This is a genomic window from Streptomyces sp. NPDC001508, assembly GCF_040298665.1.
In the GTDB taxonomy this organism is placed as follows: Bacteria; Actinomycetota; Actinomycetes; order Streptomycetales; family Streptomycetaceae; genus Streptomyces.
In genome coordinates, this window is sequence record NZ_JBEPAP010000002.1 from 391601 (window position 1) to 403128 (window position 11528).

The following is an 11528-nucleotide window of genomic DNA, read 5'->3' on the forward strand; positions in this document are numbered from 1 at the left end:
AGAAGATCAGGTTAGGAGGAGGGGCGTCAGGCGTCCGGCTCGAGGTGTTTGCGCGCGACCCAGGCGTCAGGCACAACGATCCACTCGTCGAACCCCGCCTGGTACGGAACACTCTGCCCGGCCAACCGCGGAGCCCGTGCCGGATCGGACTGGGCGACGAGCAGCCACAGCGGGCTGCCGCCCTGTCGAGCCTCCTCCGAGAGGCGCCCGAGCAGGTCGAGCGCGTCGTAGCGGGCCAGCACCGCAGTGTCGGTGAGCAACAGCGGACCATCGGCCTCCGCCAGCTGCTCCCGCAGCCGCGGCTCGAGTCGCCCCCACGCCTTGTCCGTGCGTATGCGTAGCTGCTGATGGGCCCGGCTGCCCGGCTCGGCGGCGTCTGCCTTGAGGACGGTCTCCCAGGTCGGACGGGCAGCCTCGCCGACCACGCCGCGCAGTTCGGCCACGAACAGTCCGGTTACCGACACCGGCCGAGCCCCGTACGGCTCGCCGGCCAGCCGCCGCACCGCGTCCTCGGCCCGCCGCTGGGGCACGGTCAGGACCCGGAAGCCGTCCTGCCGCGCCGAGTGCATAAGTCGCTGCTCAGCCTTGACGGCAGCGGCGACGGCCGCGTCCGCGTCGTACTGGGTGGGGACCGAGCGGCGCGCAGCCGAGGCACCCCAGCTCGCCGAGGTCAGCCCGGCAGTGGCGTCCCCGGAGGGGCGGTCCGGGATGAGCCGGAGCACCTTGTCGTAGCGGGTGGCCAGTTTCAGCTCGAAGCCGGCCTGCTTCAGGGCGCGGACCAGGGCGCTGCCCGTGGGCAGCTCGCGGGGCGCCAGCGGATCGGTGCCCAGGTCGGGGAAGCGGGTGGCGACCCGCTTGTGCAGCGCGTCCACCGTCAGGCCCGGCTGCCGCTCCTCCTCGACGCCCGGCTGCACGGCGACCACGCCGGCCTGGGTGATCCGCAGCGCACGCACCAGGTCCAGGTCGCGCGGGTAGATCTCCAGGCGCGGGGTGAGCGCGGCCCGGGTGGAGGCGGCGACCGCGATCTCGGCCGTGCGCCGCTCGTCCCAGCCCAGGCTGCCCGGCGGCCGTCGGACCGCGTCCAGCTCGGTGAGGACCGTGCTCGCCGTCGGCAGGGACTCAAGCGCCGCGAGCCGGTCGGCCCGTACGCCCAGGTTCAGTGCGTACTCCTGCAGGGCGGGCAGTGCCGGGGTGTCCGGACCGTCCACGTCCTCCCGGACATCCAGGGCGAGCAGGCCGAGTACCGGATCGGCGCCCTTGGGCATGCGGGCGTGGAAGTAGCGGAAGAGCGGCGGGGACTCGTTGTCGTAACTCTCTCGTTCGACCACTGCACGCAGCAGCGACAGGGCGAGTGCACGCCGGTTGCGCCGTTCCACGTGCTGGGTGCCGCGCCGGGCGATGAGGGCGTCGGCGAGTTCGATCACCGGGGCCACCCGGCCTCGCTCAGCCAGGAGCTCCACCACCTGCTCACGCAGCAGCTCGAGGGCTGCGTCCTTGTACCAGCGCTCGCGCGCCTTCTTCACGATCTGCGGGATCCGGCCCGCGGTCAGGCCGACCGCATCGGCGACGTCCCGCTGCCGGACCCAGGCCAGGCCCCCGGGCAGCGTGCCTGTCTCATCGGGCAGCCGCAGCAGCAGCCGGATTGCTTCGCGCTCCTTGGCGTTGGAGCGGGCATTACCGCTGGATGGCTTCGGCACCAGGCGGGCGGCGAGCGCGTCCAGGCTCAGGCCGCCCAGCACCTGCGGGTCGGTGACGTCCCCGGCGACCGACTCCGCGACCGCCCGCTCCAGGTCGGAGAGCTCCTGGCCCGCCGCCTTGCGGGCCTCCGCGCTGAGCGGCGTGGGAGCCGCCTTGCCCAGGCGCGCGTTCCATTCTTTCTGCCGGCGCTGGATCTCCTCCCGGGTGCGCGAGCCCATGCCCGGCGCGGTGAGGAACTTCTTCGCCGAGTAGTCCAAGACGTCACCGACGGTGTTCAGCCCCATCGCGAACAGCTGCGACTGCGCTGCGACCGTCAGACCCGCCACCGACAGCGGCGTCTTTCGGTCGGCGCGTTCGGCCTGCTGGTCGCGGACCTGCTCGGCGGAGACGTCGTCATCCTCCCGCCCGATCCGCGGCTGCTCAGCCGACTCGGCAACCGCGTCAGTGCCGCCCTTCGCTCCGCGCCCCGACTTCTCACCGTGACCGGTGCTCGGCGCCGTGGTCTGCTGTGCGTCCAGGAAGATCCGCTGCCAGGCACGCTCCATCGGCTTGAGATCCGGGAAGCGGTCCTTCACATCTCGGGCCAGCGCCTTACGGAAGAACGCCACCAGGCCGTCCCGGACGGCCGGCTCAAAGGCGTCTGCCGCCAGCTGCGGGTATGGCCATTCCTTCGCATCCGTCTGCCGGGCCGTGACCGAGCCGTCACCCCAGCGGGGCAGCTCGTTCGACGCCATCTCATGCAGCGTCACGGCCAGCGCATACCGCTCGGCGTGCCCGTCGTACGAGCCGCGCGTGATGACGCCCACGAACGGGTCGAGGTAGCCCTCGGTGCCCGCCTCGATTTCCTTCGCCGGGTACCCGGCGAGCGAGAAGTCGATCAGCACCAGCTGACGGGTGCCGTTGGGGCGGACCCGGATCGCGATGTTGTCCGGCTTCAGATCCCGGTGCCAGATCCCCTCCGCCTCCAAGTGCTCCACAGCACCGAAGAGGTACTTCCCGTACGCCTCCAGCTGGTCCATGCCCAGGCGGCCGTTGTCCCGCAGCTGGCGGGCAACGGTGTCCTCCCTGCGGCGCGGGCCCTTACTCGCACTGCCGTCCTGGTCCTTCAGCTCCCGGCTGTCGCCCACGTACTCCAGGACCAGGACCCGGCGCCCAGCCAATGTCAGGGGCTGCGGCTCGTACAGCGAAATGATGCTGGAGTCCCTGTGGATCCGGCCCAGGACCTCCGCCTCACGATCCAGGACAGCATGCTTGGCCTCGCTCAGCGCGACCTTCAGCACTGCCACCGGCAGGCCGCCGCTGCGCCGAGGCTCGCCCTCCAGATCCCGCACCAGGAAGGCCCGCGCGGTCGAGCCTGTACCGAGGCGGCGCACGACCTCCCAGCGTCCGGCCAGTACGTCCCCGGCCACGGCCTCCAGCGGGTCCTTCTCCGGCTCGGATCTTTCCTCGCCCACGCCTGCGGCTGAACCGCCGTCCCCGCCCGCGACTGCAGCCGCATCCCCGCCGCCCGGGACCTCCTCGACGAATGCCTGCTCGACGTACTCCAGCATCTCCAGGAAGTCGTCGACCGTGGACAGACGCCGACCCGGTTCGTACGCGGTGGAAGCCTCCACCAGATCGTCGATGTCCGGATTGAGACCGTCGACGAGCGCGCTGGGACGCAGACTCTCGCCGGCCTCCAGACGTGCCATGACCTCGCTCTGGCTCGCGCCAGGCGCTTGCCCGGTCACCAGCAGATACGTGAGCACGCCGAGCCCGTACACATCGAGGCGTACTGGATCGGCCTTCGGAATCCTCAGCTCCGGAGCCAGATAAGGATCTGCCTGCTCGGCGACATGGAACCCCGTCACGTTAGTCGGAGCTAGGGTCAGCGGCCGGCCGCGGCTGGAGCTTTGCCCAGTGGCGATCTGCCAATCCGCGATCTGCGTCCACGGACGCAGCCAGCGCTGCTCCTCGCCGAGCTCCCGCCCGCGTGGACCGCGGTCGCGCGGAATCACATGCACCGCGTGCGCCGACAGCGTGCGGTGGTGGACCCGCCGGGAGTGCGCGGAGCGCACCGTCTCGGCAAGCTGCCGCACCAGCGCGAGGCGCCCCTGCAGGTCGAGACCCTCACCGTGTTGGACCAGGTAATCGTCCAGGCGCAGCGTCTCCGGGTGGTAGTCGAAGAGGATCGCGGGCCCGGCGGGATGCCCCGACGGCAGATAATTCTTCAGCTGTACCGCACCGGGATGACGAAAACGGCTGAGTACCGATGCCTCGCGGGCGGCGGCACGCTCCACCGAGCGCCGCTCGTCGTCGGAGGCACCACGTTCACTGAGGAAGACCCGTACCCGTGCCAGATCGTGCAGCTGGGAATGGCGTCCCAGATAGTCGGCCCAGGACGGCCCGGAGTCGAACGCCTTCGCCTCCAGGAGGTAGGAGCCCACCTCGTGCTGGCGGCGGATCGGTGCGATACGGAGCTTCTTCAGGGCTGCATCGACAAAGCGGGATGCCTCGGCTGTGATCTGGTAGCGGGCGTCTCCCGGCGGCACGGCCAGCATCTCCACCAGCTGCTTGACCGTGAACACGCCGTTCATGTCGGCAGCCGGAAGGTTCACCTGAAGCTTGTCGTCCGTGAAGCAGACAGCCTCACCCACCCAGATCTTCGTTCGGTGCGCGGGCCGACCGGAGACGCCGTTGATCAGGCCCGACAGCTCCTTGGCCTTCCGGTTCGCCAGGTGCAGCGGATTGCCGTGCCGACGGCTGGTCCCGCTGGGCGTGGTCTGCACCCAGTCGTTGCCGCCGCCGTGGACCGAGCCGTGCCAGTCCTTCAACTCGACCAGGAAGACCCCGGCCGGCGCTACCACCAGAAGATCGACCTCACGGACGTGCCCGCTGTTCGCGGTGAACATGAAGTTCGACCAGGCCCGCCACGGCTCCTCATCTGGCAGACGCCGGCGGATCGCCTCAAGACCACGGCGCTCGTGCTCATACTCGGACTCGGTGACCGTCGTCCACCGGTCTTCCAGCATGCGGCTCCCCGTCCGTGTCTGTAAGCCTGCCGTGGTTCCTGCCGACGCGTTCAGGAAGCACAGCTCAACCCCTCGGACCGAATCCTAAAGGGTGTCACTGACATCAAGAGCGGCCTGAGCGTGCTACGACCGAGGCCGCGGAATCCCAGACCTGGCGTCGATGGAACGGGGCAGAATGCGCCGCGAACGAATGTGCGCGGGATCGCCGGTTTGGCCAACCGGTGATCCCGCGCTACGTTGCCCCGCTCGTGTGCGCCAATGATCAGCGTGCACGGGTGGCGGCTGGGCCGGCCGTAACCGTGGGCGTGGCCGGCGGACTGGTAGCGAGGCTGGTCCTGTGTTCGAGGCCCGCAGGCTCTGCCTGGCGCGTGCCGGCCTCGTGGGCGAGGGTTTCGAAGAGATCGGCCAGCAGTGAACTCGGGATGTGCGGGGACGCGGTGATGGCCCAGGCGGGCCGGTCCGGTCCGGGGCCGGCCCAGACGGTCCAGGTGGCCAGGTTCTGATTCGGGTGTTGTGCTGTGAAGGCGTCGAACTGGACGCCCGCGTCCCCGTCGGGGCATGTCCAGCGGATCCATCGCCCGTCCACGGTGTGCTTCCATCCGGCGTCGGAGAGGGGCTGGGTGGCCGCGGTGACCATCTTGTCGTCCACCGGTGCGCCGGTGGACGTGTCCCAGCCATCGCCGTCGGCGAGGTGATTCAGAAGCTCCTCCATCACCGGGGCGGGGGTGGCGCCGGTTGCGGTGAGGACCCACGTGCGGTCGGAGACGGGCGTCTCGTAGGCGGCTACGGTCCACGCGGTCTCGTGGGCCGGGGTCTCGTGGACGCGCTCGATGCGCAGGGTCTGCGACTCGTGGATGGCGTGGGTTGTCTCGTCGGACCAGGTCCGCCACTTCTCGAACTCGCCGTGCCTGTCGAGGAAGGCGTCGAGGAGGGCGTCGTGGTCGCCGGCATCGGCCAGGTAGACGGGGACGGTCTCCGGCTTCGGGCAGTGAGGCCCGGGTTTCGCTGCGCCGAGGTCAAAGGTGGCGCGGGCCTCGACGGCGGCGCGCTCGGCGTCGGTCAGGGGTGCCGGACCGGGGCGCACGTCGGTGCCGTGGATCTTCTCGAAGGCGAGCAGGGCCTGAGCGGGTGAGTCGAAGGTGTCGGCGACCTGGCGAAGGTGGTCCTCGCCGTGGAGGTAGACGGATTTGCCGTTGCGGCCGAGGTACGTGCCGACCGCAACGGTGGTGTGACCGTCGTGGGCGTGTGCGTGGATGAGGAGATGGCCGTGGCGGATGTCGTCGTGGATCTTCTGCGCCTGGTTGGAGACCTCGCGGATCTCGCTGCGGGTGCACCACGGCATCGGATAGTCCGCCCAGGTCCATTCCTCGTCCATGGCCTCCCGGAGTCGAGGGGTGATTTCGACGGTGATGCCGCCGGCGGACAGGTGCTTGGCTGCGTCCTCAGCCCAGTAGGGCTCCTCGTGGTCGATGCGGGCCAGGACCAGGACGTTGTCGGCGAGGACGGCCCAGTCGGCTGCCTCCAAAGCCATGCCAGCGATGCGGGCCTGGCTGCCGGTCAGGACAGCGGTCACGGCGCTGGGATGGGTTGGGTGGGTGTCGAGGCGGACGTGAGCGTCGATGGAGGGAGTCACGTTGGGTGTCGTCTCTTCTGCCGGTGGCCGGGCCTTCGGGTCCGGCCACCGGCGTGAGTGGGGTGCTATCGGGTTGCTCGCGCGGCGCGGGCGGCGTGAGCGGCCGTCGTGGTCGGCGGGCCGGCGCGAGTGGCAGGTGCCGGGCGCGGCCGTGGTGGCGGGACAGTTCCCGTGGCGTGCTGCCAGCGGGTGCGAACCGCGCTGACGTCGGCGAGGGCGCGGCGGGCGCCCACCACAAGCTGGAACGGGGTGTTCGCCGGGTCTCCGGCGTACGCCGAGATGCGCCGGCCAGCGTGATCGGCGGTGGCTAGGAGGGAGCGCTGCAGGGCACGTTCGCCCCAGTGCTCCACGGAACCGGCCGGTTCGGCCAGCAGGCGGAGCACCTCGCCGGGTTCACTCGCGTGGTCGAGCAGGCCGCGCTGTTGGGCCTCCCATAGGACGGTGACGGGGTCGACGGGCTCGCGGCGGCGGGCCAGGGCGGTCAGGCATTGCCACAGGCCGGCGTGCAGGGGCCGGGTGAGGTCGTCGGGGAGCAGCCACCGGACGGACTCGATGTCGGCGGGGTGGGCGGTGGCGGTCGCTAGGAGCAGCTGCTCCTCCTCGACCGCCTCGGTGCGGTCGGTGGTGATGGCCGGCGGCGGTGCCGCGGTGCGGGGCAGCACTCCGGTGCGCGGCGGGAACCGGCTCGCGATGTCGTCCACGACCGCGGTGATCGCGTCGGCCTCGGCGAGCACTTTCTCGACTGGGTGCGGGTGGGAGGCGTCGTCGACGGTCTGGATGAGGCGTTCGGCGGCCGTCTGCAGGCGACGGCGGGCGGCTTCGGCCTCGACCATGCGGGCGTAGGCCCGTGCGTGGCGGGGCCAGGGGCAGACCTGGACGAGGGTGTGGAGGTAAGAGGGGGTCAGTCCGCGCGCCTGTTGGCGGCTCATTGCGAGCACTTGGTCGAGCCACTTGGTGTTCTTCACGTGCTCGGCGGGGTCGGGCGGAGGCAGGGTGCTGATGGCGGCGAACAGGGCGGCGTGCGTAGCAGTGGAGAAGGAGCCGGCGGCGATGCCGCTGACGTCGCTGAGACGGTGTGGTTCGAGGAGGAGAGCGCCGAGGAGGGCCTGCTCGACGTGGAATACCGGCTGCGTCGGCGCGATCCAGTCGAGGTCGTCTTCGTCGGGTTCGGGGGTGTGGGGCATCAGGCGGCGAGGGCGAAGTCGTCGGGGTCGAGGGTGACGCCGAGGTGCGGGGCGAGGAGGTGGCCAGCGAGCAGCGGGGGTACAGCGTTGCCGATCTGCGAGAACTGCTGGCCCTTGTTGCCGGCCCAGGGGTAGTTGGCGGGGAAGGTCTGCAGGAGGCCGGCCTCGCGGGCGGTGATCCGGATTGGCTCCGGCACCGCTGGCACGTCCGTGTCGTTGGCCGTAGCCGACACTGGTTCGGCGACCCAGGTGCACTCGTTCGCGCGGTGACCGAAGAACAGCGTGCCCGCCGGCTCGGACAGCGGACGGACGGTGGCGTTGGCCTGGTTGTTGCTGCGCAGGGACCAGGACCAGCGGTGCGCCTCGGAGGTGAACGTCGGCGCCGGAGCGTCGGCGGCACGGTTCTTGCGGGTGCCGTGCCGGGCCGCCCATCCAGCGCCTTCGCGACGGGACTGCAGGACCACACCGTCCAGCCTGGGCATCCAGGTGCCGCGCTCCCGGGCGTCGGACAGCGTCTTGCGGGAGCCCGATGGGAACGGCTCGGGCCCGCCGCCCGGTCCGCCGCCGGCGCAGACGGTGGGAACGGGCCGGTCGGTCGCGCCCCATCCCAGGGCTTCGGCCATGCTGACCCAGCGGGCGCGGCCCGGACCGAACAGCGATTCCGGCTCGGCGACTTGGGCGTGCGTGGGCGTGGGGGGCTGTGCCGTACGGACCCGGGAGGCGAGCAGGATCGCCCGCCTGCGCGTCTGTGGAACGCCGAAGTCGGCGGCGTTGAGGATCCCGTACCAGACCGAGAACCCCCAGGTCCGCAAGATTGCCGCGTACTGCTTCCACAGCGGCAGGACGTCCGGCACCTCCTCCATCGCGACCCACTCGGGCTCGCCGACCGCGTTCAGGGCATGCAGGTAGCGCATCGGCTCTGCCGCGAGCAGGGAGCGTTCGTCGCGGCAGGCGGCGAGGAGGCGCTCGCGGGTGTCGCGTCCGGCGGCGAGGTCCTCGACTGCCGTGTGCACCAGCGGCTGGTCGAGTAGGCCGAGGCGTTTGCCGGCCATGCTCCATGCCTGGCACGGCGGGGAGGCGATCAGGCCGTACGTGCGGCCGAGGAAGGGCCATGTCGGATACATGGCCACGTCGGCGCGGATCGTCAACTGTCCAGCGGCCACGCGGGTTTTGCAGGCCCACTCGTCCCATTCCAGGCCGATGTCGCGCTCACCGAGGACCTTCAGTGCCCTGCTCCAGCCACCTGGACCCGCAAAGAGGTCGAGTATCACGTGGCCAGCCCGAAGTCGGACTGCGTCGGTGCGTGCTTGGCGATGGCCCGGGCGGTGATTGCCTTTGACGCGCGGACGGACGCCGCGGACAGTTCTGCCGCGCCGGGCTCCTGGTACCACGGGCGCAGGTCGAGCATGGCTGCGCGCATACCGGTGGCGAAGCAGAGCGCCGTGCCCTTGGGCAGGGCGCGGATCTCGTCGGCGGGCAGGATCCGCTGCTGTCGCATCGACACCGAGGTCGACTTGCCGGACTCGGAGTGCGAGGTCGAGGTGGTCTCGACGTCGTGGTCGCCGATCAGGCGGGACAGCTTGTCCGCGAAGTCGGGGTCGTCGATACCGGAGCCGATGACCTTGACGGTCGAGGCGGACCACATGGCGTCCATGCCGGCGTCCCCCCAGACCTTCTGGCCCTGGCGGTAGGACTGCAGGATCGTGATCGGGATGATCCCGCGCGATCCGAGGTGCGAGTACAGATCCGGAAGGTCCGAGATCTTGCACACGTTGGCGGCCTCGTCGAGGATGGCGAGCATGGGCGGGTCGAGGCGTCCGCCGGCGCGTTCGGCCTGCGCGGTCGCGGCCCGCATCACCGAATCCGCGCACGCGGCGATCAGCGCCGATGCTCCGCCTCCGCCGTCCTTGCTGAGCAGGAAGAGGGTGTCGGTGGAGGTGACGAACTCGGACGGCTTGAACTCCGGAACGTTCTTCTGCGGGGTGACCCAGGCCGTGATCTCGCTGTTCAGCAGCGCGGCGGCGTACTGGCGGGCGGTCTCGTAGATGCCGTCCCGGGTTTCCGGCGGTCCTTCCACGGTGCCCTTGAGTTGGGCGGCGATGGCGGTGAATCCGTCGTCGCGGAGGATGTCGAGCGGGGTGCGGTCGGCGGGGAAGGCCAGCCACTGCATGACGTCGGTGATCGGCCGCTCGTCCAGGGCCGCGGCGAGGAAGAGCTGCGCGAGGATGTTGGATCCGGCCTTGGACCAGAAGTCGCCCTGTTGGGAGGCGTCCACGGAGGCGGCGAGGAAGTGGCCGGCCAGCCGCCCGGCGCCGTCGAGGGTTTTGGCGTCCGCCAAGGGATTCCACCACATCTCGCGTGCGGCGTGCGCGATCTGCTGCGGGTCCATCGACCACACCCGTCCCACGGCGGCGCGGGCGTCGTAGGTGGCGGTGAACGCATCGCCGGCGGCCTTGTTCGAGGTCAGCAGGACCGGGCCGGGCGCGGCGAGGATGGAGGGGATCGCGAGCGAGGTGGTCTTGCCCGAGCGGGGCGCCATGATGGCGACGGCCACGTCCTCGTAGCCCATGCGGATCTCCTGCTTGGTGCCCTGCAGGTTGCCGAGGAGGATGCCGGTGTCGCGGGCCTCGATGTGCTTGGCGTCCTTCAGGCTCGGGCGCAGGGAGCGGGCCTTCTCGGTGATCGCCTTGGCCATCATCGGTTCGATGTCCCGGGCCTTGGCCATGCCGGTGATCTTCTTCTTCCGGCCGCCGCTGCGGTTCTTGTGCCGGGCCAACAGGGTGCCCGCTGTTGTCCCGAGGGCCAGGAGGAGGAGAACGGGAACGATGCGTGCCCCGATCAGCAGGGGTGTTTCTCCAGCGTGGGGCCAGAGGCGCTGGGGGTGGAGCAGGGCGGTGGTCGGCTGGTACGGCGCCCAGCCGCCTCCGGTGAGGTAGGCGGTGATGTTGCCGGACAGCCAGGCGAGGTGGGACAGGGGGACGACGACGGCTGCGACTCCGATCAGGAGGCGCAGGACGATGTCGTACCCGTCGGTGGAACTGTTGGAGGAGGTGGGGGGCAAAGAGTTACGTGCCTTCCGGGCGGGGGCGGGGCATTCAGCGGCTGCGGCTGTTCCTGGCCGGCGGCGGGCGCGGCGGGCCTGGAGTTGCCGGCGGGACGTCGCTGAAGGCGGCGATGAGTTCGACCGGGGTGCGGGCGCCGAAACTCGCGTACCAGGCGGGCCGGTCCGGCTCCGCTGCATGGTTGAGGTTCCACCACTGTCCGTGGGGGTCGGGTTCCAGGCGCAGGAGGGTCTCCTGGTCCGGGCTGGAGAGCAGGACGCGGGGTATCAGGGGGGCGTTGCCGTGGCTCCAGCCGCAGGCGCGGTGCAGGGGGACGGTGATCCAGGCGGGGTCACCGCCGCCGGCCAGGTGGCGCGGCGTGATGAAGTCGACCTCGACGGTCTCGGGAGTCGGGGGCGTGCTCACTTCCGTGCCGTAGCTCGCCGGTCGGGCGCGGTGGCCGGGGCCGGTGTCGGTGTGGGAGCCAGGGGTGAAGGGGCTTTACGGGCGGCCGTGTTGATCTCGCGGAGCGCCTTGCCGTGGGTGGCCCAGTCGTCGAGGTAGCTCCACGATTCGGCGTGATGTGCGGCGAGTGCGTCGTCGAAGTCCGGGGTGCCGGGCTTGGCGGTGGCGGGGAGGGCGTCGCGGGTGACCAGCCATTGCTCGTGCAGTTCGTCGAGTCGGTCGAGTGCGTCGCGCAGGACGCCCAGCTGGTAGACCCAGCGGCTCTGCACGTTGGTCTCCGGCAGGTGGGCCAGTTGCGTTTCGGCCGTGGCCAGCAGGTGACGGGCGCCGTACCGGAGCGGCTCGAATGCCTCGGCGGTGTCGGCGTCGCGCTGGCTCGCGCGCCTTCCGTAGGCGTGGTCGTCGTAGGGCCAGCCGTCGAGGTCGGTGTGTTCGTCGGAGTAGGCGTCCCAGGCGTCGAGGATCTTCTTGCTGTCGCTCACGTAATGGTCGAGGT

The 11528-nt window shown here is 70.7% G+C and carries 6 protein-coding genes and 1 pseudogene; all 7 read right to left on the reverse strand.

Annotated features, from left to right (window positions below):
- Positions 1-26 precede the first annotated feature (26 nt).
- The 7 genes and pseudogenes from pglW to ABT245_RS03950 all read right to left on the reverse strand — a co-directional run bounded on the left by pglW (position 27) and on the right by ABT245_RS03950 (position 11514).
- Positions 27-4709: a BREX system serine/threonine kinase PglW gene (pglW, locus tag ABT245_RS03920; RefSeq protein WP_351728190.1), complete on the reverse strand. Its 4683-nt coding sequence runs from the start codon at positions 4707-4709 to the stop codon at positions 27-29.
- Positions 4710-4971: 262 nt separating this feature from the next.
- Positions 4972-6342 carry an SPDY domain-containing protein gene (locus ABT245_RS03925; protein WP_351728192.1) on the reverse strand — a complete coding sequence of 457 codons (1371 nt, stop codon included), beginning with the start codon at positions 6340-6342 and terminating at the stop codon, positions 4972-4974.
- A 65-nt stretch (positions 6343-6407) separates the two neighbouring features.
- A complete protein-coding gene (locus ABT245_RS03930) occupies positions 6408-7526 on the reverse strand; it encodes a DnaB-like helicase N-terminal domain-containing protein (protein ID WP_351728194.1) in 1119 nt (372 codons plus the stop codon).
- The gene (locus tag ABT245_RS03935; protein WP_351728196.1) at positions 7526-8797 is read right to left on the reverse strand and encodes a DNA cytosine methyltransferase; all 1272 of its coding nucleotides are present in this window, start codon (positions 8795-8797) and stop codon (positions 7526-7528) included. The genes ABT245_RS03930 and ABT245_RS03935 overlap by 1 nt, the downstream gene beginning before the upstream one ends.
- Positions 8794-10587, reverse strand: coding sequence for a type IV secretory system conjugative DNA transfer family protein (locus ABT245_RS03940; RefSeq protein WP_351728197.1), 1794 nt, complete (start codon positions 10585-10587; stop codon positions 8794-8796). The genes ABT245_RS03935 and ABT245_RS03940 overlap by 4 nt, the downstream gene beginning before the upstream one ends.
- A gap of 70 nt (positions 10588-10657) precedes the next feature.
- Positions 10658-10993, reverse strand: a pseudogene (locus tag ABT245_RS03945) (SPDY domain-containing protein); the annotation flags it as partial.
- On the reverse strand, positions 10990-11514 hold the full coding sequence (locus tag ABT245_RS03950) for a hypothetical protein (RefSeq protein ID WP_351728199.1): 525 nt from the start codon (positions 11512-11514) through the stop codon (positions 10990-10992). The gene ABT245_RS03950 and the pseudogene ABT245_RS03945, both read right to left, overlap by 4 nt.
- Positions 11515-11528: the final 14 nt, after the last annotated feature.

Bases quoted from the DNA above. Each gene is read 5' to 3' on its own strand.
- pglW (WP_351728190.1), bottom strand. From the start codon at position 4,709: ATGCTGGAAGACCGGTGGACGACGGTCACCGAGTCCGAGTATGAGCAC.
- ABT245_RS03930 (WP_351728194.1), bottom strand. From the start codon at position 7,526: ATGCCCCACACCCCCGAACCCGACGAAGACGACCTCGACTGGATCGCG.